General features: G+C 56.2%; 29 protein-coding genes. 21 read left to right on the top strand and 8 right to left on the bottom strand.

Going from position 1 to position 25,222, the window contains the following annotated elements; all coding sequences use genetic code 11:
- Window positions 1-51: 51 nt before the first annotated feature.
- Entirely contained in the window at window positions 52-420 is a 369-nt protein-coding gene (locus MKY58_RS23085) for a helix-turn-helix transcriptional regulator (protein ID WP_036709062.1), read from the bottom strand.
- 237 nt (window positions 421-657) lie between these two features.
- On the opposite strand from MKY58_RS23085, the gene MKY58_RS23080 reads away from it, so the two are divergent.
- From MKY58_RS23080 to MKY58_RS23060, 5 genes are all read left to right on the top strand, one after another.
- Window positions 658-1,086: a hypothetical protein gene (locus MKY58_RS23080; RefSeq protein ID WP_339322280.1), complete on the top strand. Its 429-nt coding sequence runs from the start codon at window positions 658-660 to the stop codon at window positions 1,084-1,086.
- Between the two features lie 279 nt (window positions 1,087-1,365).
- Window positions 1,366-2,331, top strand: coding sequence for an LCP family protein (locus tag MKY58_RS23075; protein ID WP_339322279.1), 966 nt, complete (start codon window positions 1,366-1,368; stop codon window positions 2,329-2,331).
- A 202-nt stretch (window positions 2,332-2,533) separates the two neighbouring features.
- The gene (locus MKY58_RS23070) at window positions 2,534-2,737 is read left to right on the top strand and encodes a hypothetical protein (RefSeq protein ID WP_339322278.1); all 204 of its coding nucleotides are present in this window, start codon (window positions 2,534-2,536) and stop codon (window positions 2,735-2,737) included.
- A 23-nt stretch (window positions 2,738-2,760) separates the two neighbouring features.
- Entirely contained in the window at window positions 2,761-3,672 is a 912-nt protein-coding gene (locus tag MKY58_RS23065; protein WP_339322277.1) for an ABC transporter ATP-binding protein, read from the top strand.
- Window positions 3,665-4,447: an ABC transporter permease gene (locus MKY58_RS23060; RefSeq protein WP_036709067.1), complete on the top strand. Its 783-nt coding sequence runs from the start codon at window positions 3,665-3,667 to the stop codon at window positions 4,445-4,447. Before MKY58_RS23065 ends, MKY58_RS23060 begins: the two co-directional genes overlap by 8 nt.
- 131 nt (window positions 4,448-4,578) lie before the next feature.
- Here the strand turns inward: MKY58_RS23060 and MKY58_RS23055 are convergent, their stop codons facing one another.
- On the bottom strand, window positions 4,579-4,998 hold the full coding sequence (locus tag MKY58_RS23055; protein WP_246536890.1) for a polymer-forming cytoskeletal protein: 420 nt from the start codon (window positions 4,996-4,998) through the stop codon (window positions 4,579-4,581).
- A gap of 13 nt (window positions 4,999-5,011) precedes the next feature.
- The gene (locus tag MKY58_RS23050) at window positions 5,012-6,022 is read right to left on the bottom strand and encodes a M23 family metallopeptidase (protein WP_036709071.1); all 1,011 of its coding nucleotides are present in this window, start codon (window positions 6,020-6,022) and stop codon (window positions 5,012-5,014) included.
- A 213-nt stretch (window positions 6,023-6,235) separates the two neighbouring features.
- On the opposite strand from MKY58_RS23050, the gene cls reads away from it, so the two are divergent.
- On the top strand, window positions 6,236-7,666 hold the full coding sequence (gene cls, locus MKY58_RS23045; RefSeq protein ID WP_339322276.1) for a cardiolipin synthase: 1,431 nt from the start codon (window positions 6,236-6,238) through the stop codon (window positions 7,664-7,666).
- Between the two features lie 15 nt (window positions 7,667-7,681).
- Here cls and MKY58_RS23040 read toward each other — a convergent pair whose 3' ends face one another.
- Entirely contained in the window at window positions 7,682-8,008 is a 327-nt protein-coding gene (locus MKY58_RS23040) for a YnfA family protein (protein ID WP_212950272.1), read from the bottom strand.
- Between the two features lie 139 nt (window positions 8,009-8,147).
- On the opposite strand from MKY58_RS23040, the gene MKY58_RS23035 reads away from it, so the two are divergent.
- Window positions 8,148-9,071: a YitT family protein gene (locus MKY58_RS23035; protein ID WP_339322275.1), complete on the top strand. Its 924-nt coding sequence runs from the start codon at window positions 8,148-8,150 to the stop codon at window positions 9,069-9,071.
- A 27-nt stretch (window positions 9,072-9,098) separates the two neighbouring features.
- Here MKY58_RS23035 and ligD read toward each other — a convergent pair whose 3' ends face one another.
- From ligD to MKY58_RS23020, 3 genes are all read right to left on the bottom strand, one after another.
- Entirely contained in the window at window positions 9,099-10,001 is a 903-nt protein-coding gene (gene ligD, locus MKY58_RS23030) for a non-homologous end-joining DNA ligase (RefSeq protein ID WP_339322274.1), read from the bottom strand.
- A 139-nt stretch (window positions 10,002-10,140) separates the two neighbouring features.
- On the bottom strand, window positions 10,141-11,082 hold the full coding sequence (locus MKY58_RS23025) for an RNA ligase family protein (RefSeq protein ID WP_339322273.1): 942 nt from the start codon (window positions 11,080-11,082) through the stop codon (window positions 10,141-10,143).
- 24 nt (window positions 11,083-11,106) lie between these two features.
- Window positions 11,107-12,027 carry a Ku protein gene (locus tag MKY58_RS23020; protein ID WP_339322272.1) on the bottom strand — a complete coding sequence of 307 codons (921 nt, stop codon included), beginning with the start codon at window positions 12,025-12,027 and terminating at the stop codon, window positions 11,107-11,109.
- 202 nt (window positions 12,028-12,229) lie between these two features.
- Between MKY58_RS23020 and MKY58_RS23015 the strand changes: the two genes are divergently transcribed.
- From MKY58_RS23015 to MKY58_RS23005, 3 genes are all read left to right on the top strand, one after another.
- A complete protein-coding gene (locus MKY58_RS23015) occupies window positions 12,230-12,523 on the top strand; it encodes a hypothetical protein (protein WP_036709085.1) in 294 nt (97 codons plus the stop codon).
- Window positions 12,524-12,572: 49 nt separating this feature from the next.
- Entirely contained in the window at window positions 12,573-12,755 is a 183-nt protein-coding gene (locus tag MKY58_RS23010; protein ID WP_036709089.1) for an H-type small acid-soluble spore protein, read from the top strand.
- Window positions 12,756-13,031: 276 nt separating this feature from the next.
- The gene (locus MKY58_RS23005; RefSeq protein ID WP_339322271.1) at window positions 13,032-14,120 is read left to right on the top strand and encodes an alpha/beta hydrolase family protein; all 1,089 of its coding nucleotides are present in this window, start codon (window positions 13,032-13,034) and stop codon (window positions 14,118-14,120) included.
- A gap of 108 nt (window positions 14,121-14,228) precedes the next feature.
- Here the strand turns inward: MKY58_RS23005 and MKY58_RS23000 are convergent, their stop codons facing one another.
- Window positions 14,229-14,771 carry a GNAT family N-acetyltransferase gene (locus tag MKY58_RS23000; RefSeq protein ID WP_339322270.1) on the bottom strand — a complete coding sequence of 181 codons (543 nt, stop codon included), beginning with the start codon at window positions 14,769-14,771 and terminating at the stop codon, window positions 14,229-14,231.
- A gap of 334 nt (window positions 14,772-15,105) precedes the next feature.
- Between MKY58_RS23000 and MKY58_RS22995 the strand changes: the two genes are divergently transcribed.
- The 11 genes from MKY58_RS22995 (at window position 15,106) to ssuE (ending at window position 25,192) form a co-directional block, all read left to right on the top strand.
- Window positions 15,106-15,984, top strand: a complete 879-nt coding sequence (locus MKY58_RS22995; protein ID WP_339322269.1) for a LysR family transcriptional regulator — start codon at window positions 15,106-15,108, stop codon at window positions 15,982-15,984.
- 128 nt (window positions 15,985-16,112) lie between these two features.
- The gene (locus MKY58_RS22990) at window positions 16,113-16,955 is read left to right on the top strand and encodes a transporter substrate-binding domain-containing protein (protein WP_339322268.1); all 843 of its coding nucleotides are present in this window, start codon (window positions 16,113-16,115) and stop codon (window positions 16,953-16,955) included.
- Between the two features lie 43 nt (window positions 16,956-16,998).
- Window positions 16,999-17,784 (top strand): amino acid ABC transporter permease, encoded by a 786-nt coding sequence (locus tag MKY58_RS22985; protein ID WP_339322267.1) that lies wholly within the window; start codon window positions 16,999-17,001, stop codon window positions 17,782-17,784.
- Window positions 17,781-18,491 (top strand): amino acid ABC transporter permease, encoded by a 711-nt coding sequence (locus MKY58_RS22980; RefSeq protein ID WP_339322266.1) that lies wholly within the window; start codon window positions 17,781-17,783, stop codon window positions 18,489-18,491. Before MKY58_RS22985 ends, MKY58_RS22980 begins: the two co-directional genes overlap by 4 nt.
- Window positions 18,488-19,240, top strand: coding sequence for an amino acid ABC transporter ATP-binding protein (locus MKY58_RS22975; protein ID WP_036709101.1), 753 nt, complete (start codon window positions 18,488-18,490; stop codon window positions 19,238-19,240). Before MKY58_RS22980 ends, MKY58_RS22975 begins: the two co-directional genes overlap by 4 nt.
- A 12-nt stretch (window positions 19,241-19,252) precedes the next feature.
- Window positions 19,253-20,269 carry an LLM class flavin-dependent oxidoreductase gene (locus tag MKY58_RS22970; RefSeq protein ID WP_339322265.1) on the top strand — a complete coding sequence of 339 codons (1,017 nt, stop codon included), beginning with the start codon at window positions 19,253-19,255 and terminating at the stop codon, window positions 20,267-20,269.
- Between the two features lie 53 nt (window positions 20,270-20,322).
- Window positions 20,323-21,504 carry an amidohydrolase gene (locus MKY58_RS22965; RefSeq protein ID WP_339322264.1) on the top strand — a complete coding sequence of 394 codons (1,182 nt, stop codon included), beginning with the start codon at window positions 20,323-20,325 and terminating at the stop codon, window positions 21,502-21,504.
- A 2-nt stretch (window positions 21,505-21,506) separates the two neighbouring features.
- Window positions 21,507-22,679, top strand: coding sequence for an N-methyl-L-tryptophan oxidase (solA, locus tag MKY58_RS22960; protein WP_339322263.1), 1,173 nt, complete (start codon window positions 21,507-21,509; stop codon window positions 22,677-22,679).
- 2 nt (window positions 22,680-22,681) lie between these two features.
- Entirely contained in the window at window positions 22,682-23,161 is a 480-nt protein-coding gene (locus MKY58_RS22955) for a DinB family protein (protein WP_339322262.1), read from the top strand.
- Between the two features lie 57 nt (window positions 23,162-23,218).
- Window positions 23,219-24,556: an LLM class flavin-dependent oxidoreductase gene (locus tag MKY58_RS22950; RefSeq protein ID WP_339322261.1), complete on the top strand. Its 1,338-nt coding sequence runs from the start codon at window positions 23,219-23,221 to the stop codon at window positions 24,554-24,556.
- Window positions 24,557-24,619: 63 nt separating this feature from the next.
- Window positions 24,620-25,192 carry an NADPH-dependent FMN reductase gene (gene ssuE / locus MKY58_RS22945; protein ID WP_339322260.1) on the top strand — a complete coding sequence of 191 codons (573 nt, stop codon included), beginning with the start codon at window positions 24,620-24,622 and terminating at the stop codon, window positions 25,190-25,192.
- Window positions 25,193-25,222 lie beyond the last annotated feature (30 nt).

Below are 25,222 nucleotides of genomic sequence, written 5' to 3'. Positions count from 1 at the left end.
CTATAATCTTGAAGACCTCGGCGGCTGATGGCTGCCGAGGTCTCTTTCTGTTTATTTCATGGAGCGCTCCATCCGAACGAAAGCGATGAAACGTCTGGCTTCCTCTTCGGTCAGGCTCCGTCCGTCGACGGTCAAGTTAAACCGGTCCAGCAAATCGGAATCCGAAAGCTCCAAATGATCCACGAATTCCCGCACCTCGGGGTCCATCTCCAGCTTGGGCTGATTCGTGCGGCCGATCAAATAATCGATGGAAACTTCAAACTTATCGGCAAGCTTGGTCAATATTTCGAAATCAGGTTTGCGGCGGTTCTTTTCATAATGGGAGAGTGCGGCTCTCGTGATGCCAATCGATTGGGCTAATTCTTCTTGAGTCCATCCTCTTTGGTCCCGGAGTTCTGCGATGCGATTACCATGATTCATGAATTAACCTCCTCTGATTGCTTGCAAATTACCGATTTAAGGAAACAAATGAATCGCATGCTTTCCTATGCTTATGTATATCGAAATTGGCTTAAAAAAAGATTGACTAGTTACAAAATGTATCGTAAAGTAAAAAATGCGAGTGATACTAAATGTATCCATATCAGAAACATTATGTATCGATAATAAGTGTAGTACGATTCACATATTTTTATACCCATAGGCAGGGTCGGTGCGATGAATATATTGACGTCATACGGCATACACCTTCAAATGTACATATCCATTAAACAAATAGGAGAAACCCTCGTTGCCCTGGGACGCTCCCGTCCGGCCGTATTGTGGGAAGTCGAATCCCGCACGCTCGTATTTATCAGTGATTTGGATTTTCCTCTCGTGCCGGAAATCCGGCTCTTCTTCGACATCGGTTACGATGGAAGGCCGATCTGCCGGATGCATGGCAAGCTGCTGTGGAAAGAGGACAGTTTGTCGAATGCCAAGCTGTACGGAGTCCTCCTCGATCCGGATGAGCACGGACAAGCAAACATGGCGAAACAAATCACCCGCACCGTCACGGGCGGCAGAGTTCGACAGCAACAATATGATCCCTATACGGATGTCATGGCTGAACATGAAAGCGGCCGGATCTTTGATGTTTCTACATAGGAATGTTGTTGAAAAAAAACATGGGATCGCTAGAAAAAAACCGTATTATTACGGGAAAAGAATATCAATGGGATAAAGTCATTTTACTATATTTATCGAAGCGCTGCATAGTGCTTTCGCCCGAAAAAACCATTTAAATAAGCGTGGAGTAATCCATACGGGGGACTCGGATTTGCGCAAAAGCATAAAAGCCATTTTTGGGGGCGATCCAGGCTTACCGGGTTTTGTGCCAACGGGCGGGGACACCTATTAACCAACGAAAGGTAGCGTGCCGATTCAATGAAAAAATGGATCCTTATCGTGTCTTCCATATTGATCATCGCCGTCGCGGGTGTTACGGCATATGCCGCTTACATTTACCAATCGGTCAAGACGACCGCGCACAAAATCTATGAAAGCAGGGATGGGCAGGTGCTGCCTGAGCCGGCCGGCAAGGAAGGGAACACCGCCGAGGCAGCCGGGGCGGAGTACAGTGCCTCCCGAACGGAAAAGGCCGCTCCTTTTGATTTGCAGGATAAGAAACCATTCACCGTGCTTGTGCTGGGCGTCGATCAGCGCGAGCATGACCGGGGACGATCGGACGCGATGATCTTTCTGACGGTCAACCCGGCGAAGCAAAGCATGCTGATGTTCAATATTCCGCGGGATACCCGGACGGAAATTATCGGCCGCGGCACCGTGGATAAAATCAACCACGCATACGCGTTCGGGGGCGTCAACATGTCCGTCAAGACGGTGGAGCATTTCCTTGATTACCCCGTGAATTACTATGTCAGGGTGAATATGGAGGGGTTCGCGCGCCTCATTGACTCCCTTGGCGGCGTCGATGTCGACAATCCTTTTGCTTTCTCTTATGCAGGGCACCGGTTTGATCAAGGACAGCTGCATTTGACCGGGCAAGAGGCGCTGATGTATTCGCGGATGCGGTTCGACGACCCGCGCGGGGACATGGGCAGAAACGCAAGGCAGCGACAGATTTTGCAGCAGGTCATCAAAAATTCATTGAACATCGCCACCGTGACCAAAATCGAGTCGTTGCTGGATGAGGTTGCGGACACCGTCAAAACGGATATTACCTTTGAAGACATGAAAACCTTTCTGATGGATTACAGAACCGACCTCAAAAAAATCGATCAGGTCGAAATCAGCGGCCAAGGGCAACGGATCCAAGGCATCTGGTACTACCTGGTGAACGACAAGGAACGAAGCCGGATCCATCAGTTGATCAAGCAGCATATGGAGTAAGGATGTAACCGACCGGGAAACTATCCCGGCGGTTTTTTTGCATTGTACGGCAAGAAACTTGACAGAAAGCAGCGCTTGATGTAGATTTCTGATAACGATACAAAACGTAACCTTTCCGAAACAAGAAGATGCGGCAGGCGGTTTGTCCACGAATCAGGATAAAAAATGCGGCTTTATACCCAGGGAGAGGAAGGCGGTTCCAATGAAAAACCTGCAGTACGTCTATTGCTTGTGCTGCGAGAGCGCGGTGCCTGCATCGGACGCGATGGTTATTTTCCAGACGGGATACTACCGGGGGACGATTCCTTTGGGCTGCTGTCAACCATGTTATCAACAGGGGGAAAAAGAGAAAAATTACCAGTATATGGGGCATTTGCGTCACGGCTATGTTACAATGAGGCGATAATCTACGACGAGGGAGTGAAGCGAATGCAGCATGAACCGGTGGTCCGGCTGGAAGGGGTAACGAAAAAGGTTGGGTCCAGAACGCTGGTGGAAAACGTTACGCTCGACATTCCGCCCGGGCAGGTATTCGGATTTCTGGGACCCAACGGCGCCGGGAAAACCACGACGATTCGCATGATGGTCGGTTTGACCTCCATCAGCCAAGGGGATATCAACATTTGCGGTTACAGCATAAAGGAGCATTTCGAGAAGGCCGTCGCCAATGTGGGGGCTATTGTCGAAAATCCGGAAATGTACAAGTTTTTGACGGGATACCAAAATTTGCGCCATTTTGCCCGCATGATGAAGGGCATTGACGCAAAGCGGATTGAAGAGGTGGTCCGGCTCGTAGGTCTCGGCAACCGGATTCACGACAAGGTTAGGACTTATTCCCTGGGAATGCGGCAGCGCTTGGGCGTGGCGCAGGCCATTTTGCACCGGCCGCGGCTTTTGATTCTGGACGAGCCCACCAACGGGCTTGATCCGCAAGGAATCCGGGAGCTCCGCGATTATTTGCGCCATCTGTGCCGGGATGAAGGGACGACCGTGTTCGTCTCCAGCCACCTGCTGTCCGAAATGGAGCTGATGTGCGACAGCGTGGCGATTATCCAGAACGGTCGGCTGATCGACGTCAGATCGCTCCGAAACGGCAGCGAAAGCAAGGCGGAAGCGGCCGAAACCGGATTTGCGGTGGATGAGCCGGAGCGCGCCCTGGCCGTCCTGGAAGGCGGCAGCCGGGAGGGGAACGTGATTACCCTGAAGCTGGGCCGGGACGAGATTCCGGAAATCAACGCCAGGCTGGTTCAGGCGGGCATCAAGGTGTACGGCATCCAAACGGTGACCCGGTCGCTGGAAGATCAGTTCCTGGAAATGACGGGAGGTGATCCGATTGGGTAATTTTCTCGGCCTCGTGCGAAACGAAAACATGAAAATTTACCGGCGCGTCCGGACGTGGGTCATGCTCGGGATTTTGGCGTTTTGCAATGCGATCCTTCCGGTGCTTTTTTCCATGGTCGATTCGGGAGGGCAAACCACGTTATGGGACAGCGTCATGTTGACCGCATCGTTTACGTTTTACCTGTGCACGATTTTTTCCGTCATCGTCGCAGCCGACTCCGTGGCGGGGGAATTTTCCTGGGGCACGATCAAGCTGCTTTTGATCCGCCCGTGGAGCCGGTCCAAAATTTTGCTTTCCAAATATATAGCGGTCATTCTGTTTAGCCTGCTGTGCACGCTGCTGCTTGCCGCGGTCGCGATGCTGGCGTCGAGCATTTTCTTTGCGGGCGGCGGGGAAAGCAGTTTGATCGGTCCGGGCGAGAGCGGTTCCGCCTTTACGTTCCGCTACCTGCTTTGCGATTACGTGAATTTGTTCATGACGGTGGCGATTGCGTTCATGCTGTCGACCGTGTTCCGTGCCGGAGGGTTGTCCATCGGTCTGGCGCTGTTCATCATGTTCGCCAAAGGGATTTTTGCGAGCTTGTTCAACCCGGACCGTTACGGCTGGGCAAAATATCTTCTGTTTTCGCACATGGATCTCTCGGGGTATCTGAAAGCCGACGAAGGACCGGGCGGAGCGACCCTTGGATTTTCCCTGGCGGTGCTGGCCGTCTATTATATCGTGTTTATGGCGGTTTCCTGGTACGTGTTCCATAAAAGGGACGTTGCCGCCTAATTCGTCAAGCCCGGCTTTAGCTGTGCGCGCATTCGCTCGCGTACCGCGAAGGCCGGGCTTTTTTGAGAAATGCCCTGGGAGGACGAATGATGGCGTGAAGCGTCACGTTTTCCGGCGGCAGTGCATCGGTTTTAGCCTGCTTCCGATTCCAGCAGATGCACATCGCCTGCTCCGGCGTTTTCCTGGCGTTCGTCCTGTTTGGGCTCCATTTTGCTGGAACCGTTCAGGATCCCGCCCTCGGCGATGACGAGGGACGAGGCGGCGAGCACGTTGCCGAACATCTGGCCGGTCGAGGTGATCGTCAGCCTGCCTTCCGCCTGCACGTCTCCAAACACTTTTCCCGCAATGATAACCTCCCTGGCGCTGATGTCGGACCTGGCCTCGGCATGCTCGCCGATGGTGACGCAGGCGGTGCTTTCGATGACGCCGCTGAATTTGCCTTCGATGCGCACGTTGGCCTGGCAGGCCAAGGCGCCTTCAACCTCGGTGCCTCTGCCGATCAACGAATCCGTCGGCATGGCATTTTTTTTGGACGATTTGGATCTGCTCAACATAAAACCCTCCTTAATCGAATTCAGAATTCTGCGCTCGAATGTACGGAAGCGGATTCACGGGCTTATCGTTTTTGACGACCTGAAAGTGAAGATGGGGGCCGGTGCTGCGGCCGGTGGACCCGAGAAGAGCGATTTGCTCGCCTTTATCCACCGAGTCCCCTTCTTTGACCTGCAGTTTGCTGAGGTGCATGTACCAGGTTTGCAGCCCGTTCGGGTGTTCGATAACGATATAGCGCCCGCGGGCGCCGCTTTGATCGGCAGCGATGACCTTTCCCGCGCCCGCGGCATAAACCGGTTCGCCGTTATCTCCCGCAATGTCGATGCCGGCATGGAAGGAAGCTCTGCCCGTAAAGGGATCGGTCCGGTACCCGAAGCTGGAGGTCATCACTTTGGATTCGGTCGGCCATAAGGTCGGGCTGCCTGCGATCTGCCGCTGGGTTTCCTGGGCTTTTTGCAGCGTTTGGGGGATCTTGCTTTCCATCGTTTTTAGCAGCTCCTGCATCTCCTGAAAGTCGTCTTTCGTCTCCCGGGCCAAATCCAGCATCTCGTTTTGGTGCACGGCAACGAACTCGCCCCCGACATGCTGCGAAGCATCCCGGGACAGGGAAGACGCTTTATCCGATGAATCATCCGCGGCCATGCCGGTGCCGTGTTTTTGGATAAACTGCTGAAGCTGCCGCTCCAATTCGTCGACTTGCTGCATCCTTTGCTGCATATCCTTCGCCTGCGTCGACAGCTTGATGATTTCGTTTTGCAGTCGTTCGATGGATTGCTCGCGGCTGTTGACCGAGTTTTGCAGCTGCAGGTTTTTCGCGTTTTCGAGGGTGACCTTCTGCTCCAGTCGGGAAATGGCTTGGGAGGAATGGGCCTGCAGGGCAAGGATGAGGCCGGACAACGAGAGGACCGCGGCGGCGGGAACGGCCATCATCAAGGGTTTGGATAGACGGATCTGCTTGACCGAATGCTGGGCGTCCCTCATCACGAGAAGCGTCATGCGTCGATTGGCGGATGCACGTTTCATGGCGGCTCCTTTCCATAACTTCGTTTATACTTGTCTTATCATCTATGTATTCGAAAGAGGCGCCAAACATGTCTAAAATGTTACCTTTTTCATCCCTTGCGTCTGCTTGTCCGTCTTGAGGTAATGACTTGAATAAAGAAGGCTTGGTTTGGTCAATGATGGATAAGTAACCGATTCAAGCGGGAAGCGTTCGGGGGAAGGGGGGAGTCTTTCATGGCATGGCTGCTGCTCGCACTCATCATCTTTATTTTTCAAATGGGAACGATTTTGCTGCTGGAATTCCGCAATCCTTCCAAAACGGTCGCATGGATGTTCATCCTGTTTTGCTGCCCGATGATCGGCTTCGTCGTTTACTATTTTGTCGCTCAGGACTACAAGGCCCGCAAGCAGCTCCGCACCCGGGGGACGCGTTTATTCCGGCAAGTCCGTCCGGTCATCTGGAGCAGGGCGGTTACCGTCCAAACCATCGAAGAGATGCACAATCCCGAATTCCGCCACCAGGAGCGGCTTTTTAATCTGCTGTCGCGTTTGTCGGAAAGCCCGATCACGGGCTGCAACAAAAGCCGGGTGCTGACCGACGGGGAAGAGACGTTCGGCGCGATGCTGAAGGCGATGGAGGCGGCCAAGGAGCACATCCATATCGAATTTTACATTTTCAGGCACGACGTCATCGGAACCCGTTTTCAGGAGATCATGATCCGCAAGGCGAAAGAAGGCGTCAAAGTGCGGTTCATGTGCGACGGCCTGGGAAGCTACAAGCTGAAACGGGAGTTCGTGGACAAGCTGAAGGAGGCGGGGGTGGAGTTTCATTTTTTTCTGCCGCCGCTTTTTGCCCTGATCGACCGCCGCATCAACTACCGGAACCACCGCAAAATCATCGTGGTGGACGGGGTCAAAGGGTTCGTGGGCGGCATCAACGTCGGGGACGATTATTTGGGACAATACCCGAAAATGGGCTACTGGCGGGACACGCATCTGGAGATCGAGGGGGATGCCGTCTATTTTTTGCAGAACGTATTTTTGAACGACTGGCAGCTTGCTTCCGGCGAAAAAATCGCCGACCCCGCTTTGTTTCCCGAGCATCACTGCAAGGGAGACGAGCAGATCCAGATCGTCAGCAGCGGCCCGGACCAGGCATGGAACGCGATACAGGAGTTTTGCTTTACGGCCATCTCCGTCGCGAAAAAAAGAATTTGGATCGCTTCGCCCTATTTCATTCCCGATCCCGGCATTTACGAAGGGCTGAAAACCGCGGCCGTCAGCGGCGTCGACGTTCGGATCATGATCCCGTGGAGGGCCGATTCCAGGCTTGTCCATCTGGCGTCCTTGTCATACGTGGAGGAGTTGATGCTGGCGGGCGTCCGCTTTTTTCAATACCAAAAGGGATTTATCCATGCCAAAGTGCTGATCGTCGACGACTTGCTGGCTTCGGTGGGCACGGCCAACATGGACATGCGCAGCTTTTTTTGCAATTTCGAGCTGACCGCCGCGCTCTTTGAGCCGTCCGCCATCGACCGGCTGACGGCTGACTTTGAGAACGATATGGGCGTATGCCGGGAGATGACGAAAAAGGAGTTCCAACGGAGGCCGTTTCTGCACAAAAAAGCGGAGATGCTTTGCCGCATGCTGTCTCCGCTGCTGTAGCGGCCCTGCCCCTCCTTAGGAGCGGGGAGCCCACAGAATAATCGATACGCCGACCAGGCAAAGCGCCGCGCCGATCCAATCGTAGAGATCCGGGACGTTTTTGTCGATCCCCCAGCCCCAGAGCAGGGCAAGGAGGATAAAAACGCCTCCGTACGCGGCATACACCCGCCCGAAAGAAGGGAAATGCTGAAGCGTGGGGATGATGCCGTACAAGACCAGCACGGCCGCGCCGGCCAGCCCGTACCACCAAGGTTTGGATTCCCGGAGCCAAAGCCACACCAGGTAGCCGCCGCCGATCTCCGCCAGCCCGGCCGCCAGAAATAAAAATATGGTTCTCATGATAGAAAAACTCCCATCAACGTTAATACTCAGCTTAAAACTATGATATAATATATAAGAAGAATATTCACAAAAAACTCGCCGGGGGAGCGTTCAGTTTTATTGATAAACACACCAAATCGATAAGAATCGGGGGGATTCGATGGCTGGAACTTCTAATACCCAAACCGCGGAACGCGCAAAAATTCCGCAGGGAAAGCAGCAACCGTTAAATGCGCCGACTTCCAAGCTCAAGGTTTTGTCGCGCATCATCGTGATGCTGATCGGCGCCGGGCTGGTGGCGGTCGCGCTTGAAATCTTTCTCGTAAACAACAATATCATCGATGGCGGGATTACCGGCATCTCCATCATGTTAGCTCACCTCTTTCATTTGCCGCTTGGTATCTTTTTGACATTGCTCAATCTTCCTTTCCTGTTTCTCGGTTATAAGCAAATCGGCAAAACCTTTGCCTTCTCGACGCTGGCAGCCGTACTCGTCATGTCGGTCGGCACGGCTCTTCTCGAGCCCGTCAAACCGATTACGTTCGATCCGCTGCTTGCCGCCATCTTCGGCGGGGTCATCCTGGGAGCCGGCGTAGGCCTGGTCATCCGTGCAGGGGGATCGACGGACGGCAGCGAAATCGTGGCGATCCTTATCAACAAGAAAACGCCGTTTTCCGTCGGCGAAATCATCATGTTCATCAACGTGTTCATTCTGACGAGCGCAGGGTTCGTGTTCGGCTGGAACAACGCCATGTACTCGCTTATCGCGTATTTCATCGCCTTTAAAGTGATTGATATCACCAACGAAGGCATCGACCAATCGAAATCGGTATGGATCATCAGCGATAAATACAAAGAGATTGGCGATGCGCTGACCCAGCGTCTCGGCCGCGGCGTGACGTATCTCGAAGGAGAAGGGGCCTATTCGGGCGACAGCAAAAAGGTTATTTTCGTCGTCATCACCCGCCTCGAGGAAGCGAAGCTCAAGTCCATCGTCGGGGATTGGGACCCGGACGCGTTTCTTGCGGTTGGTAATATCCATGACGTTAAGGGCGGCAGGTTCAAGAAAAAAGATATTCATTAGCGCAAAGCATAAAGCAAGCCCGGAAGGTTATCTTCCGGGCTTTGTCGCGTTCAAATGGCGGAGCACCTGCTCCACCGGCTGCGGAGGCAGGGCGGCGATCAGGTCGCCGGTTTCCTTCAGGCGCTCCTCGATGTTCAGCAGATGGAAATCAAGCGGCGACACGTTGCTGTCCACCTCTTCCCAGTAAAGCGGCGTCGATACGGTCGCGCCGGGACGGGCACGGGGAGTATACGGGGCGGCGAGGGTTTTGCCGTGATAATGCTGCAGGTAATCGAAATAAATTTTGCCCTCGCGGTTTTTCTTCAGCCGTTCGAGCGTGAACAGATCGGGATGTTTTTCGGTCACGAACCGGCCGACGAAATGGCCGATGACCCGGAGCTCGTCGAAGGTAATGCCCTGGTTGATCGGCACGATGATCTGAATGCCGGTGGCCCCGGAGGTTTTCGGCACCGAAGCGAGTCCCAGGGAGTGCAGCACTTTGCCGACGATGGAGGCGGCTTCCATAATGCGCGGCTCTTCCTCGCGCGACGGGTCCAGATCGATCATCCATTCGCAAGGGAGGGTGCTCCCGACATAATGCAGGGAAGGATGGAACTCCAGGGCGGCAAGGTTGCCGAGCCACAGCAGCTCGGGCAGCCCGTTCAGCACAATATAATGGATGCCGTCCTGCTCGGCCGTTTGGACGAACTCGGGCAGCGGATCGGGAGCGTTTTTCTGGTAAAAAAACTCGCCGGGCACGCCATGCGGATAACGAATGGTCGTCAGCAGGCGGTTTCGGCAATAACGGAGCAGGTAAGGGGCCAGCGCGGCCAGCTTTTGCAGATACATGGCTTTGGTGACGCCCATTTCGGGCCAGAGCGGCTTGTCCGGATTCGTGATGGGGATGTCGTGGCCTTCGATGTTGATGGTGCCTTTAATCGTTCGGGGCATCGGTGTACCTCCATTAGAAAATTTGTTGCCGGGCGTCCCTTTTTGGGAGCCGCCGTTCGTTAGACCGGTAGAAGACCTGCGCCCGGAAATGGAGGTGCTTTCGGCACGAAGGGATAAATGACCGGATGATGGCCGTTTCTCATGGGTCCAGCCTGCATTCTTCAGGCAAAACGTCGACGAAAGCCTGGATGCTCGGCTGCCGGAGCGTCCCGTAGACCGTCCATTCCAAAAAATTCACTTTCACGACCCACCGGGGGCGGATCCATACCGCTCCTTTATGGCGTTCCGGCTGATTGGCAAAGGGCCTTTCCTTTTGGAGCATGCCGGCGGCTTCTTCCGTAATCCTCCGCCAATCGGCGACGCCGAGCTTGCCGGTTCCCGCGTGTCCGATGTAGATCAGCCGGCCGTCCTCGTCGTACAAGCCGAGCAGCAGCGCATTAACGATGCCGTCGCGATAGGTGACGCCTCCGACGACCGCATTCAGGTCCATGATGTTTTTCAGCTTCTGCCATCGCTTGTCTTTGCCGTCGATCGCATAGGCGCTGCTTACGTCCTTGACCACGATCCCTTCCAGCCGATGCTGCCGTGAAATATCGTGGAGCAGGGGAAGATCGGAATAGCTTGGCACCAGCTGAACGTGGGGACCCGGAATGAGCATTTCCTGCAGCAGGGCTTGCCGCTCGCGCAGCGGCTTCGACGTCACCCATTCCCCGTTGCAGTACAGGATGTCAAACACCATGTAAACGATCGGGATTTGCCGTACCCGGGCGCGGATCTGCTGCTCTTGGCGCAGCCCGTCCCTTTTCATGACCTGATGGAACGAAGGCACGCCGCCCACCAAAGCGATGATCTCTCCATCCAGAATGACCGATTCCGCTTTGCAGTATACGGACGTGTCCCACAGCTCGGGATATTGGGGCGTGCGGCTGTTCCCTTTGCGGTTGATCAGCTCCGTTTCCTCGCCGTCGTTGTATACGAGCATGCGCACGCCGTCCCATTTGATCTGGGCGATCCAGTTGTCCCCGGAAGGAAGAACGGCGGTCATGATCGGCTCGAACGGTTTTACCGGGGCGAATTTCATCTGATGTCCCCCATCTTATTCCGGTTACGATACCGTTTCATTTTTCTTTGCGGTTTTCCGCCGTTTCGGCTTCGGCCCTTCAGCTCCTGCGGCCTGCTTGTCTTCCGTGGCTGCGGTTTTGGTTTTGGCCTTGGCCGTTTTTTTCGGTTTTCCGGGGTCGGTCGGAGTGATGGCGGCCGGCTTGGCGGCTTCAATGCTTGCCTGAAGGGCGGCCATCAGGTCGATGACGTTCGTTTCCTGCTTGGCCGGAGCAATCTTGATTTCTTCGCCCGTGACCTTGTGCTCGATCAGCTCGAGCAGACGCGCGCGGTAGTCGTCCGTGTATTTTTCCGGATCAAAAGGGGTCGACAGCTGGTCGATCAGCATTTGGGCCATGCCGAGCTCCTTTTCGTTGACGGCGATGTTTTCGGGCAAATTCGGCACTTGCGAGACGGGGCGGATTTCATCCGGATAAAACATCGTTTCGATCGCCAGGCAATTGTCGAGCACCCGGATGGCGGCCAAACTGCTTTTGGAACGGATGGATATTTTGGCGATGCCGATTTTTCCGCTTTGGCTCATCGCTTCCTTCAGCAGCTGGTACGCGTTGCCGCCCGCCTGGTCCGGGGCCAGGTAATACGTTTTTTGAAAATAAATCGGGTCGATTTCGGACAAATCCACAAAATCCAAAATGGCGATGCTTTTGTTCGCCTGCTCGGCGATCTGCTCCAGCTCGTCCTTTTCGAACAACACGAATTTGCCTTTTTCGTATTCGTAGCCTTTGGAGATTTCCTCCCACTGCACTTCTTTTTCGCAGACGGGGCATTTCCGGACATAGGACAGCGGGCTGCCGCATTCCTTGTGCACGTAACGCATCGAGATATCCTTGTCTTCCGTCGCCGAAAACATTTTGACGGGCACGTGAACCAGTCCGAAGCTGATGGCCCCTTTCCAAACCGTATGCATGATTTTAGCCTCTCCTTCGCTTATTGATCATATCGTTTTGCAGCATGTGCTCGTTCCTTATAGTATGGGTATGTTTCGCCGAATCTATGACATCCGGGTTGAAAGAAAAGGAGAAGTTTTGCCCCAAATGACATGGTTTTTCATGAAAAGGGCATAGTAAGGGGGGCGCGAGATCATTTTATGTTTCAGGAGGCAGCGAATAATGCGTGAACATCAGGATGAAGCGAAGCTGAACGCTTCCGCGGCGACCGAAAGATACGACGAAGAGTCCCGCAAGCTGGAGTCGGCCAGTTATACGCAAAGCGGCAATGACGTGGATTGGGAAAAGATGACCTCCAAAGATCCGGTCGTGACCCATGAAACCCATATGTTCGATATCGACCGCATGGTGAATGAAGGCCTCGGCGGCGGCAATATTACGGCGGATAACGGGTATATCGGCGACAGCACGACGGATGCGATGGTTCCCGAAGCGCGTTCGGACGAGGATGCGTAAATTACAAAATCGCTTATTAGCGAAACATATATCGAAAGGATGATGACGGATGGACGTTAAACGCGCCATGGAGATTTACACCGACAAAGAGCATACGTTCGAAGTAAAGCTGGAAGGACAACCGGTTTGGATCGAAAACGTCGATGAGCAAAACGGCATGGCGACGGTGCAGGTCGGATCCCGGCCGACCAACACGCAAACCGTAAAAGTGGAGCGTCTGCAGGAAGGCTGACGGAATGAAGCGAAAAAGCCCGAGTGACCCGAAGCAGGGGAATCGGGCTTTATTTGTGCGTTTGGGACCGCGTCGGAAGGAGGAATCTATTTGTGCGCTTTGCAGCATGGTAGATTCGCCTGTGGAAAATAGCGAGGTTCATGTCTAAGATCGTCATTGATCCGGCAATAGGCTTTTGATACAATCTTCCCGACAAAAGCCTTGCGCGAGAACGATACTTCGATGGATTTTCACACCTGCGAATGAGAGGCTGCAAAAACAGTAGGATTCGGAAAGGTGCTGAAGCTGATGATGCCGGGAAATGACATGACGGAGGTTGCCGCCGGAAAAAAAGGAAGATGGTGCCCGGATTCGTATTTGAAGCAGCTGGCCGCGAAGGGGGCGGAGCATGTGTTTCGCCAGGGGACCGATTGGCCAAGCTGGAGGAAGGCGTTGAAGGAGCGCGTTGCGTTTCTATTGGGCGGGTTTCCTGAACGCGCAGCGGCGCTCGATCCGGTCGTTCTGGAACGGACGGCGTTCGGCGACCATATCCGGGAGCGGGTCGAAATCACGACTTACGAGGGCTTGCGGATGCCGATCTACGTCCTGCTTCCCTTGGATTCGGATGCCAAGCCGCGGCCCGTCATCGTGGCTTTGCACGGCCACGGGTACGGCAGCCGGGAAATCGTCGGTTTGGAACCGGACGGAACGGAGCGGAGCGGGGAGCCGGGGCTGCACAAGGATTTTGCGCTGGACCTTGTAAGGCGCGGATTCGTCGTGACCGCCCCGGAGCTTCTCGGCTTCGGCGACCGCAGGCTGGCGGAGGATCTGGACGGCGATCCGAAAAAAAGCTCCTGCCACCTCCTGGCCCTTCATTTGCTGATGGCGGGCCGAACGCTGGCCGGCTATCGCGTCTATGAAACGATGCGGGCGGTCGATTACGTGCAGACCCGAACGGAGGCGGTTGCGGATCGGATCGGATGCATGGGCATATCCGGCGGGGGGCTGGTCGCCTCGTTTGCGTCGGCGCTCGACGAACGGATCGGCGCGGCGGTCGTCAGCGGTTACGCCAATACGTTCGCAGACAGCATTTTAAGCCGCAGCCACTGCATCGACAACTATGTCCCGGGGATCATGCCGGAGGCGCGGATGGCCGACGTGATCGGCCTGATTGCGCCGAGGGCCCTTTTGCTGGAAACGGGAAGCGAAGACCGGGTGTTTCCGCGTGAAGGCGCGGTGAAGGCATATGCCGCCTTGGAAGAAATTTACGAAGCGGCGGGCGCGAAGGATCGGCTGGCGGCGGATTTCTTTGACGGAGGGCATGAAATCAGCGGCCGGATGGCTTATGATTGGCTGGAGCGACAGCTTATGGGGAGCGGGCTTTAATCGGATGTTAACCGCACCTTGATGTGGTGCTGCAGGGCCGCTGGATGGCTATGGAATTTTTAAAGGAGACCCCGCCAAAACCAGGCGGGCACCTCCTTTTTCTTTTCCTTATACCACCCGATCGAGCAGCGGTGTCGAAGACAAGTCAAGCCGGTACCCCTTTACAAGCGTTTCCCCGTTCCGCATGTCCGTTTCGTAAGCCCGTTCGAAGCCCAGTCGTTCGTACAGCTGGACGGCCGAAGCCATCATGTCGGAGGTGTGCAAATGCAAGGACGAAGCGCCGAGCAACACCGCTCTGCGCGCGGCCTCCCGGATCAGGAGCGTGGCGATGCCGCGTCCGCGGTATGCGGGCGAAACGGCCAACAGCCGGATGATCGGCGCGTGGATGCCCAATTCGGGTCTGCCGTAGGCTGCCTCCGAGGATAAAAACAATTGGGCGCTGCCGACGATATCGCCGTCAAGGACGGCCACGATCCGGGCATATGGACCGTTTCCGTAGACGGAGTTTCGGATGGAGTCCCGGTATTCCTCCCAGCGGGGCTGGGGAAGATCGAAGGCATATTGCTGGTAAGCTTCGAGCATAACCTGCGCGATGTTCTCCTGCTCGAATTCCTCCGCGTCGCGGATGACGATTTCGCTTGCTGCAGTCATCGGATTCACTCCTTTTATCGCTTTCTTCGAATTTGATATCCAGTATAACGTTTAAAACCGAGTAAACCTATATGGAATTATAAATATTAATGCCCTTATTAAAAAAATCAATGCTACCGTCTGAGGGGCAGGAGCCCGAACGAAAGCGGTCATCCGCGATTTGTCATGCGATGCCGGACAGGGTGAAGGGATTTTCTGCCTCTTTTGGGATTGACAATAAAATTCCAACTCCCTAAGATAAAAATAATTTATGGAAACTGCGCCGAGTTAAAACCATGTAATTTTATATGAATAATAAGTATTTGATTTGTAATCCATTGGAGGTGGATGTCTTTTGAATATCGAAAATCTCGAAGCCTTTGTGTACATCAATCACTACGGCAGCTTCAACAAGGCGGCGGATGTGCTCTTTTTGTCTCAGCCGACCGTCACGGCCCGGATCCAGTCGCTGGAGCGGGAGCTGGATTGCAAGCTTTTCGACCGTTTCGGCAAACAGATTCATCTGACGGACAAAGGCAAGCAGTTCCTTCCCTATGCCCAGCAAATTCTTCAGACGTACCAAAAAGGCAAACATCAACTCCACTCCAAACGGGTCATGCCCAATGAACTGCGGATCGGATGCACCGTGTCGGTGTCCAATTATTTGATGCCTTACCTGCTCACGCGGCTGAGCGAAAGGTTTGCGGATATCAAATTCAAAATAACGACCGCCGCGACGGATGAGCTTGCCGGCAAACTGGCTTCCGGCGAGCTCGATTTGGCTTTCGTGCGCAAGATGATGAATCCCGCTTTTCAGTCCTACTCCTTTTTCGAAGATCCGATCCGTTTGTACGTTTATCAGGGTCACCCGCTGGCGATGGCCGAAAGGGCGTCGATCCGGGACATCCGGCACGAAAAGCTGATCTTCTTCGAGTGCGGCTCCCTCGATTGGATGCGAATCCACCGCGTGTTCGAGAGCCTGGAGCAGCCCCCGGGCATCGTCTATCAGGTCGACAATTCGGAGACCGCCAAAAAACTGGTGCTGCGCGGAGCCGGAATCTGCTTCCTTCCCGGTTTGTGCGTGCAGCAGGAAGTCAAAGCCGGGCTGCTCGTCCCCGTCGACATTACCGAAACGGCCGGAATCGCCCTGCAAACGAACCTCATCACGTTAACCGGCGAGCATACGGAAATCGCGGAAGCGCTTCTGGAATGGGGCGGGTGCCCGCCGGATTAAGGATTTGCATCCATGAATAGAAAAACTCTATTAGACGCGTGCGGCGAATCGCGGTAAAGTTAGTGTCAACCAATTCACACTAAACAGATTGGAATTTATTAAATTGGATGACAAAAGGGGATGAGATCATGCGAAAAACATGGACATGGGCCGCTTTGCTGCTGCTTGCGGGGGTGATGGCCGGATGCGGAACGGGCGCCGGCAAAACGGCGGACCCGTCGAAGGAAGGCACCGCCGCAGCATCTTCGGGAGACGTCAAAAAAATCGTGGTCGGCACCGGGACGAATTTTCCGAAGGTATGCTTTATCGACGAAAACGGCAAGCTGACCGGCTTTGACGTCGAACTGGTCAGGGAAATCGATAAGCGATTGCCACAATACGAGTTCGAGCTGCAAACCCAGGAATTCGCCAACCTCCTCCTCAGCCTGGAGACGAAAAAAATAGATTTTGTCGCGCACGAGATGGAAAAAAATCCGGAACGCGAGCAAAAATATCTGTTCAACAAAGAGCCTTACGCCCACTGGCGAAACAAAATCATCGTAGCCAAAGACAATGACTCCATCCATTCGCTGGACGACTTGAAAGGCAAAAAAGTGCTGACCGGGGCGACAAGCGCCGAGGCGCAAATTTTGGAGAACTACAACAAGAAAAACAACAACGCGATCAACATCGTGTATCAAAGCGGAGCCGCGCGGGATTCGGTAAGCCAGATCACCAGCGGACGCGTCGAAGCCACGATCGGCGCCGATTTCTCGCTGCCGCTGATCGACCCGCAGGGCAAGCTGAAGACGACCGGGGACGATTTGTCCGAAGCCGACATTCTTTTCGTATTCCGCAAAGATGATCCGGAGTCGCAGAAGCTGGCCGACGACATTGACGGCGCCATCAAGGAATTGAAGACGGACGGCACGTTAGGCAAACTCAGCAAGCAGTGGCTGGGCGACGACTTTACGGCCGATTCCAAGCAATAAGCCACGCAGCGAATCGAACAAATCGTAAGGGAGGAGGGGACTCATGGGAGCGCCGTTTGATTACACGTATATTTTCGGCTATTTTCCAAAGCTGCTGTCGACGCTGGGCATGACGCTGCTGATCGTGGCAGGTTCGCTTTTGGCGGGGATCGTCGTCTCGTTTCTCATCGCCCTTCCCCGCCTGTACCGGATTCCGGTGCTGAACGGCCTCGCCAGGGTCTACGTCTCCTTTTTCCGCGGGACGCCGATCTTGATTCAGCTGTTCCTGTTTTATTACGGCCTTCCCGAAATGCTGAAGCTGGTTCATATCGACATGTCCAAAGCTCCGGTGCTCGTATTCGTCATTTTGACTTACGGCCTTCATACCGGCGCATTCATGTCCGAAACGATCCGGGCTTCGGTGACGGCGGTGGACCGGGGACAGGTGGAGGCGGCGTATGCCATTGGGATGAAGGGGTATCAGGCGTTCAGCCGGATCGTGCTGCCCCAGGCGCTCGCGATTGCGGTTCCGGTGTTTTCGAACCTTGTGATCGCGCTGCTCAAGGACACGTCGCTCGCATTCACGCTGGGCGTGATGGAAATGACGGGAAAAGCGGAGACGCTGGGCGCGCTGACGCAGCATTTTGTCGAAGCCTACATCTCGCTATCGCTGATTTATCTGGCAGTGAGCCTAACGCTGGAGAAGCTACTGCGGATCGCGGAGCGCCGTTTGCTGCGGCATGAGCAGCCCGATCCTGCGGGCCAGAGACGGTTCCGGCTGCAAAGAAAACGCGGTTACCGGGGGCTGATCGCCGGCATCGGTTCAGGCAAAGGAGGGGCGGAAGCATGAAAATCGATCCTTCATTCATTTGGACGGCTTTTACCCAACTGCTGCCGTCGATTCCCACGACGCTGGCGATTACGGCCGTATCCGTTTCATGCGGTTTTATCATCGGCCTGATCGCCGCGCTTCTTCGGATCTACAAAGTCCCCGTCCTGGGGCAGATCGCATCCGGTTACGTGACGTTTATACGGGGCACCCCGATGCTCACCCATCTGCTGCTGATCTATTTCGGGCTGCCGATGCTGCTGGACGCCGTGTCCGTAGGGCTCGGGTGGGGATTCAAATCGACTTCCATCCCGATGATCGGCTTTGCTTTCATTTCCTTTTCGATTACGGCGGGGGCGTATATGTCGGAAGTGATCCGAGCGGGGCTGCTCGCGGTGAACCGGGGCCAGCTGGAAGCGGCCTATTCGATCGGGATGACGACGCCGCAGGCGCTGCGGCGGATCATTTTCCCGCAGGCATTGGGCGCAAGCCTGCCGAACCTGTCCAATTCCGTCATCGGCATGCTGCACGGCTCCACGCTTGCTTTTGCCGTCTCCGTGGTGGAAATCAACGCGAAGGCGCAGATCGTGGCGTCGACCAACTGGAAGTTTTTCGAAGCCTATTTGGCCGCGGCCGTCATTTTTTGGGGGCTGACGCTCTTGATCGAACGGCTGACCGCGGTCATCGAGAAACGAATCAATATGTACAATCGGGGGGGAGTGGCATGATCAAGCTGACCCGTATCACCAAGTCCTTCGGGCGCCAGCAAGTCTTGAAGGGCATCGACCTGACCGTGCAAAAAGGCGAGGTGGTCGTGATTCTGGGCCCCAGCGGTTCGGGGAAAACGACGCTCCTGCGCTGCGTGAACATGCTGGAAAAGCCGAACGACGGCGTGATCACGGTCGGGGATTACACCTTGGACTGCAAGCGTGCAGGCAAAAAGGACGTCTACCGGCTCCGCCAAAAATCGGCGATGGTGTTTCAGCAATACAATCTGTTCAAACATAAAACGGCGCTTGAAAACGTAATGGAAGGCCTTGTCGTCGTGAAAAAGCTGCCGAAAGAAGAAGCGAAAGCCCGCAGCATCGCGGTGCTCGAAAAGGTAGGGCTTGGCGGCAAGCTGGACGCTTACCCGAGCCAGCTTTCCGGCGGACAGCAGCAGCGCGTCGGGATTGCCCGGGCGCTGGCGCTCGAACCCGAAGTCATCCTGTTCGACGAACCGACGTCGGCGCTGGATCCGGAGCTGGTCGGCGAGGTGCTGGCCGTCATCCGGAAAATCGCGAAGGAAGGCATCACGATGATCGTCGTCACGCACGAGATGGGGTTTGCCCGGGACGTGGCGAATCACGTGGTGTTTATGGACGGGGGCGTCATCGTCGAGGAGGGCAAGCCGTCGGAGATATTCAACCATCCCCGCGAGGAGCGGACGAAGCAATTCCTGCAGCGGATCACGCCGGAACTTAACTATAGCATTTAGGAGGACAAAACTATGGCGATTACGATAAGCGTTCTCGATCAAAGCCCGGTTTACCCGGGGGAAACGGGAGCCGAAGCCCTGGCGCGCACGGTGCTGCTGGCACAGACATCGGAGCGGCTCGGATTCCGGCGTTTCTGGGTGTCGGAGCATCATGATTCCGATCAGCTGGCAGGCTCCTCCCCGGAGGTGCTGATCTCTTATCTGCTGGCCAAAACGAATCGCATCCGCATCGGCTCGGGCGGCGTCATGCTGCAGCATTACAGCCCGTACAAGGTGGCCGAAAACTTCAACGTGCTCGCCTCCCTGGCGCCGGGGCGCGTCGATCTTGGCATCGGGCGCGCGCCGGGCGGTTTGCCCCGCAGCACGCAGGCGCTGCAGCGCGGGAATGCCGATGCTGCCTCCTTGACGGACAAAATCGCCGAATTGGACGGCTATGTGCATAACCGCTTGGCTCCGGACCATCCTTTGTCCGGGCTGAAAGCCGCCCCGCTGGCGGAGCGGCCCGCTGAAATTTATGTGCTGGGCGCCAGCGTCGGCAGCGCGGAAATCGCGGCCGGCCTTGGACTGCCGTATGTGTTCTCCTTGTTTATCAACGGGGATGAAAACGTGGCGCTCGAAGCGATCCGGAAATACCGAGAGGGCTTTAACGCCGAACGCGGAACCCGGCCGCAGGCGATTATAGCGCTTGCCGTGGTCGTAGCCGATACGGAGGAGGAAGCCGAGAGCCTGGTTGCCTCCCAGAAGCTGGTGAAGATTCATCTGTCCAGCGGCAAAACGCTGACGCTCGGCACCCGCGAGCAAGCGGAGGAATTCGGCCGGCAGGCTGGCGAGCCGTATACGATCGAGGAGCAGGAGCCGTTCATTACTAAAGGCACAAAGGCATCCGTCCGGGAAAAGCTTGAGGAGCTTCAACGGTCATCCGGCGTGGATGAGTTCATCGTGACAAGCAACATCGCTCCGTTCGAAAAACGTCTCCGTTCCTTCAAACTGCTGGCCGAGGCCTTGAACGGGGCGGTTGCAGAGGTATAATGCGCGGGTCGGGCAGATTGCTATCGGCCTGCATTTTACAGGAGGTGGAGATGATGACGGGACATCAACTGGAGCCGGTGACCGAAACCGGTTATGACAAATTCATAAACATACGCCGCCGTTTGCACCAATATCCGGAGCTGTCGAACGAAGAGTTCGAAACGACGAAGTCGATCCGGGCATGGCTTGAGGAAGCGGAGATCCGCATCCTGGATTTCCCCTTGGCGACAGGCGTCGTGGCCGAGGTCGGTGGCCGGAAGCCCGGACCCGTGATCGCGCTGCGCGCGGACATCGACGCGCTGCCGGTCCAGGAGGAGACGGGGCTGCCTTTTGCCTCCAAAATCCCCGGGAAAATGCATGCCTGCGGGCATGATTTCCATACCGCCGCGTTGATCGGAACGGCGTATGCCCTGAAAGAAAAGGAAAACGAGCTGCAGGGAACGGTCAGGCTCATTTTTCAGCCGGCCGAGGAAAAAGCCAAGGGAGCCAAGCAAGTGATCGACGCCGGGGCGCTCGAAGGGGTGCAGGCCATCTTCGGCATGCACAACAAGCCGGATTTGCCGGTCGGAACCGTCGGCATCAAAGGCGGGCCGCTCATGGCCGCCGCGGACGGCTTTGCCGTCGAAATCGAAGGGAAGGGCTCCCATGCGGCGGTTCCGGAGGCCGGACTCGATCCGATCGTCACGGCTGCCCATGTCATTACGGCGCTGCAGTCCGTCGTAAGCCGGAACGTCAGCGCCCTGCAGAGCGCGGTGATCAGCGTGACTCAGCTCCATAGCGGTGCATCCTGGAACGTGATCCCGGACCGGGCGGTGCTGGAAGGAACGATCCGGACGTTCGACGAGACGGTACGCGAACGGGTGCTGGAGCGCTTCAGCCAGGTGGTCGAAGGCGTGACGGCCGCTCTCGGCGCCAGCGCCGGCGTGCGCTGGATCGAGGGGCCGCCGCCGGTGAACAACGACGAGGCGCTGGCGGAACTCGGCCGGGCGGCGGCGGAGGCAGCGGGACTTCGCGCCGTGGTCCCCGCACCGTCGCCGGCAGGCGAAGATTTTGCCGTCTATCAGCGGAAAGTTCCGGGATTGTTCGTGTTCATGGGGACGGCGGGTACGCAGGAATGGCATCATCCGGCGTTTACGCTCGACGAAGCGGCGCTTCCGGTCAGCATCCGTTTTTTTGCCGAATTGTCCGAACGCGCATTGGCGCAGCTCCGCGCCGCGGGAGGTGAGCGGAAATAACGATGATCCCAAGCTATGACGTCATCATCGTCGGAGCGGGCTCCATGGGCATGAGCTCCGGTTATCATCTGGCCAGGCGGGGCGTGCGGACGCTGCTGATCGATGCCTTCGACCCGCCGCACCGGGAAGGGAGCCATCATGGGGAACCCCGGTTGATCCGCCATGCTTACGGAGGCCACCCCGTTTACACGGAACTGGCCGTTCATGCCCACCGGCTGTGGAACGAGCTTGAGGATCAGGCGGAAACCCAGCTTCTGGTGCAGTCCGGCGTCCTCAATATTGCGGACCCGAAGCTTCATAATTTTCACGGCCGCCTGGCGGAAGCCGCGAAACATGACGTTACTGCCGTCAAGCTGAATGCGGACGAAGTCCGCAGGCGCTGGCCGGGTTTGGCGATTCCGGATCATTTCGAAGCGATGTTTGAGCCGGCGGCCGGGTACCTCCGCAGCGAAGCATGCGTCGACGCCTACAAAAGGTTGGCGTTGGCCTACGGAGCCGAGCTGCTGACGCATTCGGCCGTTACCGGAATTACGGCCCGGAGAGGCAGCGTCGTGGTCCATACCCGAAACGGCAAATTTCACGGAGCCGCGGCGATTTTGACCGCAGGGGCATGGTTCGGAACGCTGGCACCGTTCGTTTCCATCCCGGTGAGGGCGGTCCGCAAGACGGTCGGCTGGTTCGAAACCGCCGGTCAGGATTACAAGGTTGGGAGATTTCCGGGATTTACGCTGCATACGGAGGAAGGCGGGTTTTACGGCTTTCCGGATATCGGCGGGGCCGGGCTGAAAATCGGGCGGCATGACGCCGGAAGGGAGTGGAAGCCGGGTGAGCCTTTCTTGCCCTTCGGAAGTTTTCCGGAAGACGAAGCGGATTTGCGCGCCGCCCTCGGGACATATATGCCCGGCGCGTCCGGGCGCCTGATCCAAGGCACCGCATGCAAATACGAGCTTTCGCCGGACGAAGGGTTCATCATCGACAGGCACCCTCATTACCCGCATATTGTCATTGCTGGGGGATTTTCCGGGCACGGCTTCAAATTTTCAAGCGTCGTCGGCGAACTCTGCTCGAAGCTCGTCATGGACGAGGAACCGCCGTATGATCTGGGCCCGTTTGCGCTTTCGCGTTTTTCGGGGCAGGCAGCGCCTGCGCCAAGCTTTGCACAAGGAGGAGAATGAACATGAGCGAAGTGGATTTGGATGCTTTTTTGGACACCCATGGGCAGCTGGCCGAAGCGGTGGCCGGACTGAACGAGGAGCAGGCGAAATGGAAGCCCGCGCCGCAAATCTGGAGCGTGCAGGAGGTGGCTTCGCATCTCGTCGATCACAGCTTCGTGATTTCGTTCCGGATCCGGGACATTTTGGCGGGGACGGCGGCAAGGCTGCCGGCGTTCGACCAGGATGCCTGGGTGAGCGGCCAACGTTCGAACGAAGGGCGGCTGTCCGACATTTTGGATGCCTTTCACGCGATTTTGGAGTACAACGCTTTGCTGATCGGACGGTTGAGCGAAGAAGAGCTGGAAAAGACCGGGGTCAACTTTAAAGGGGAGAGCGTCAGCATCAAGGCAATCATTCGCGGCTTCATCCGTCATGTTCAAGGCCATCTCGGCCAGATCGAGCGGATTCGGCAGGCCGCTGCCCTTGCATTGGAAAAGGCATAAGGAAGGGCTTTGGTCGGAGGACCCGTTTCAGGGGATTTTCAAAAGGGAGGAATAATCATGGCAAAGCAAAAACAGTTGAAGCTGGGAGCTCTCCTGCACGGCGTCGGCGGAGGAACTTCGCTTTGGAGGCATCCGGACGTCGACCCGGGCGCAAGCGTCAATTTCGAACTGTACAAAAGCTGGGTCCGCAAGGCGGAAGAGGGCAAGCTGGACCTGATTTTTATCGCGGACGGCTTATACATTACGGAAAAATCGATTCCACACTTTCTGAACCGCTTCGAGCCGATCACCCTCCTGAGCGCGCTTGCGGCCGTCAGCACGAACATCGGGCTTGTCGGCACCTTGTCCACTTCGTACAGCGAACCGTTTACGGTGGCCCGCCAGTTCGGTTCCCTCGACGTCATCAGCGGCGGGCGCGCCGGCTGGAACGTGGTCACCTCTCCGCTCGAAGGGTCTGCCCTCAATTACGGCAAAAAAGAACATCCGGATCACGACAAGCGTTACCGGATCGCCACGGAATTCCTCGAAGTGACGCGCGGCCTGTGGGATTCGTGGGAAGACGACGCGTTCGTGCGGAACAAGGAGACGGGCGTATTTTTCGACCGGGACAAAATGCATGAGCTGAACCATCAAGGGGAGTTTTTCTCCGTCAAAGGGCCTCTGAATATCGCCCGCTCCAAGCAGGGGGGCCCGGTCATCTTCCAAGCCGGTGCATCGGAGGTCGGCAAAAACTATGCCGCGAAGGAAGCGGACGCCATATTTACGGGAGCCGAAAATTTGGAGGAGGCGCTGCGGTTTGCGCAGGACGTCAAAGCCCGCGCCGCGGCTTTCGGCCGGAATCCGGACGACGTGCTGATTTTTCCCGGCATCGGCCCGATCATCGGCCGCACGGAGGAAGAGGCGGAGCGCAAATATCAGAAGGTGGCGAGCCTCGTGACGATCGAAAATGCGCTCGACTATTTGGGGCGGTTTTTCGAGCATCATGACTTTTCGCAGTATCCGCTGGATGAACCGTTTCCGGAGCTTGGGGATCTCGGCAAAAACAGCTTTCAGAGCGGCACGGACAAAATCAAACGGGACGCCAAGGAAAAAGGGCTTACGCTCCGGCAGGTGGCGCTCCAATCCGCTACGCCGCGCGGAAACTTCATCGGAACCGCGGAGCAGGTGGCCGATCGGATTCAGGAATGGTTCGAGGCCGGAGCAGCCGACGGGTTCATGATCACGGCCGCCGTGCCGCGCGGGCTGGAGGATTTCGTGGATCAAGTGGTGCCGATCCTACAGGAACGCGGATTGTTCAGAACGGAATACGAAAGCGACACGCTTAGGGGCCATCTCGGGCTTGCGGTGCCGGAGAACCGGTATACGAAAGCCCGGGCGGAAGCCGTCCGTTCCTGAAACGCAGCAACCCTATCATGATAAGCGTGTCGGGCGCAGCAGTTCAACCTAAGGAGGATGAAGATGACTAAAATCGCTGTGATTGCAGGCAGTCCATCAAACGGATCCCGGTTATTCGGTTTGATTCAACATGCTACGGACCGGTTGGCCCGGGCGGGTTATGACGTCGATTTGATCTCCGCCGCGGACCTTCCGGCCGAAGAGCTGCTGAGGGCAAATTTCAACAGTCCCGCCATTCAAGAGGCGCTTTCCTCCGTCGACGAGGCAGACGCCGTGATCATTGCCAGTCCGGTGTTTAAAGCTTCCTATTCGGGGGCGCTGAAGACCGTTTTAGACCTTGTGCCGCAAAAGGGCTTCCAGGGCAAAATCGTACTGCCGCTTTTTATCGGCGGGACGATCGCGCATCTGCTGGCCGTCGATTATGCGCTGAAGCCGGTCGTGGCCGCGCTGGGTGGCACGAATATCCTGAGCGGCGTGTTCGCCGTGGACGGGTGGGTCAGCCGCACCGAACACGGGGGATACGAGCTGACCGAACAGCTGCAGGAACGGCTGGATGACGCCATTGGCGACCTGGTCCGCGAGCTTGGGCATTATGCCTCTGCTCCGAATCGGACCGAGCAGGGGCAGGCGGTATGACGGCGCCGGGTCTTTATGCCTTTTGGGGAT

The sequence above is a fragment of the Paenibacillus sp. FSL W8-0194 genome, assembly GCF_037969745.1.
GTDB classification, from domain to species: domain Bacteria; phylum Bacillota; class Bacilli; order Paenibacillales; family Paenibacillaceae; genus Paenibacillus_AQ; species Paenibacillus_AQ cookii.
This window is presented reverse-complemented; position numbering and strand designations above follow the sequence as displayed.

What these genes read in the sequence shown, in the direction of transcription:
- MKY58_RS23085 (WP_036709062.1), bottom strand. Translation starts at nt 420, where the DNA reads ATGAATCATGGTAATCGCATCGCAGAACTCCGGGACCAAAGAGGATGG.
- MKY58_RS23080 (WP_339322280.1), top strand. Translation starts at nt 658, where the DNA reads ATGAATATATTGACGTCATACGGCATACACCTTCAAATGTACATATCC.
- MKY58_RS23075 (WP_339322279.1), top strand. Translation starts at nt 1,366, where the DNA reads ATGAAAAAATGGATCCTTATCGTGTCTTCCATATTGATCATCGCCGTC.
- MKY58_RS23070 (WP_339322278.1), top strand. Translation starts at nt 2,534, where the DNA reads ATGAAAAACCTGCAGTACGTCTATTGCTTGTGCTGCGAGAGCGCGGTG.
- MKY58_RS23065 (WP_339322277.1), top strand. Translation starts at nt 2,761, where the DNA reads ATGCAGCATGAACCGGTGGTCCGGCTGGAAGGGGTAACGAAAAAGGTT.
- MKY58_RS23050 (WP_036709071.1), bottom strand. Translation starts at nt 6,022, where the DNA reads ATGAAACGTGCATCCGCCAATCGACGCATGACGCTTCTCGTGATGAGG.
- cls (WP_339322276.1), top strand. Translation starts at nt 6,236, where the DNA reads ATGGCATGGCTGCTGCTCGCACTCATCATCTTTATTTTTCAAATGGGA.
- MKY58_RS23035 (WP_339322275.1), top strand. Translation starts at nt 8,148, where the DNA reads ATGGCTGGAACTTCTAATACCCAAACCGCGGAACGCGCAAAAATTCCG.
- ligD (WP_339322274.1), bottom strand. Translation starts at nt 10,001, where the DNA reads ATGCCCCGAACGATTAAAGGCACCATCAACATCGAAGGCCACGACATC.
- MKY58_RS23025 (WP_339322273.1), bottom strand. Translation starts at nt 11,082, where the DNA reads ATGAAATTCGCCCCGGTAAAACCGTTCGAGCCGATCATGACCGCCGTT.
- MKY58_RS23020 (WP_339322272.1), bottom strand. Translation starts at nt 12,027, where the DNA reads ATGCATACGGTTTGGAAAGGGGCCATCAGCTTCGGACTGGTTCACGTG.
- MKY58_RS23015 (WP_036709085.1), top strand. Translation starts at nt 12,230, where the DNA reads ATGCGTGAACATCAGGATGAAGCGAAGCTGAACGCTTCCGCGGCGACC.
- MKY58_RS23010 (WP_036709089.1), top strand. Translation starts at nt 12,573, where the DNA reads ATGGACGTTAAACGCGCCATGGAGATTTACACCGACAAAGAGCATACG.
- MKY58_RS23000 (WP_339322270.1), bottom strand. Translation starts at nt 14,771, where the DNA reads ATGACTGCAGCAAGCGAAATCGTCATCCGCGACGCGGAGGAATTCGAG.
- MKY58_RS22990 (WP_339322268.1), top strand. Translation starts at nt 16,113, where the DNA reads ATGCGAAAAACATGGACATGGGCCGCTTTGCTGCTGCTTGCGGGGGTG.
- MKY58_RS22985 (WP_339322267.1), top strand. Translation starts at nt 16,999, where the DNA reads ATGGGAGCGCCGTTTGATTACACGTATATTTTCGGCTATTTTCCAAAG.
- MKY58_RS22980 (WP_339322266.1), top strand. Translation starts at nt 17,781, where the DNA reads ATGAAAATCGATCCTTCATTCATTTGGACGGCTTTTACCCAACTGCTG.
- MKY58_RS22975 (WP_036709101.1), top strand. Translation starts at nt 18,488, where the DNA reads ATGATCAAGCTGACCCGTATCACCAAGTCCTTCGGGCGCCAGCAAGTC.
- MKY58_RS22970 (WP_339322265.1), top strand. Translation starts at nt 19,253, where the DNA reads ATGGCGATTACGATAAGCGTTCTCGATCAAAGCCCGGTTTACCCGGGG.
- MKY58_RS22965 (WP_339322264.1), top strand. Translation starts at nt 20,323, where the DNA reads ATGACGGGACATCAACTGGAGCCGGTGACCGAAACCGGTTATGACAAA.
- solA (WP_339322263.1), top strand. Translation starts at nt 21,507, where the DNA reads ATGATCCCAAGCTATGACGTCATCATCGTCGGAGCGGGCTCCATGGGC.
- MKY58_RS22955 (WP_339322262.1), top strand. Translation starts at nt 22,682, where the DNA reads ATGAGCGAAGTGGATTTGGATGCTTTTTTGGACACCCATGGGCAGCTG.
- MKY58_RS22950 (WP_339322261.1), top strand. Translation starts at nt 23,219, where the DNA reads ATGGCAAAGCAAAAACAGTTGAAGCTGGGAGCTCTCCTGCACGGCGTC.
- ssuE (WP_339322260.1), top strand. Translation starts at nt 24,620, where the DNA reads ATGACTAAAATCGCTGTGATTGCAGGCAGTCCATCAAACGGATCCCGG.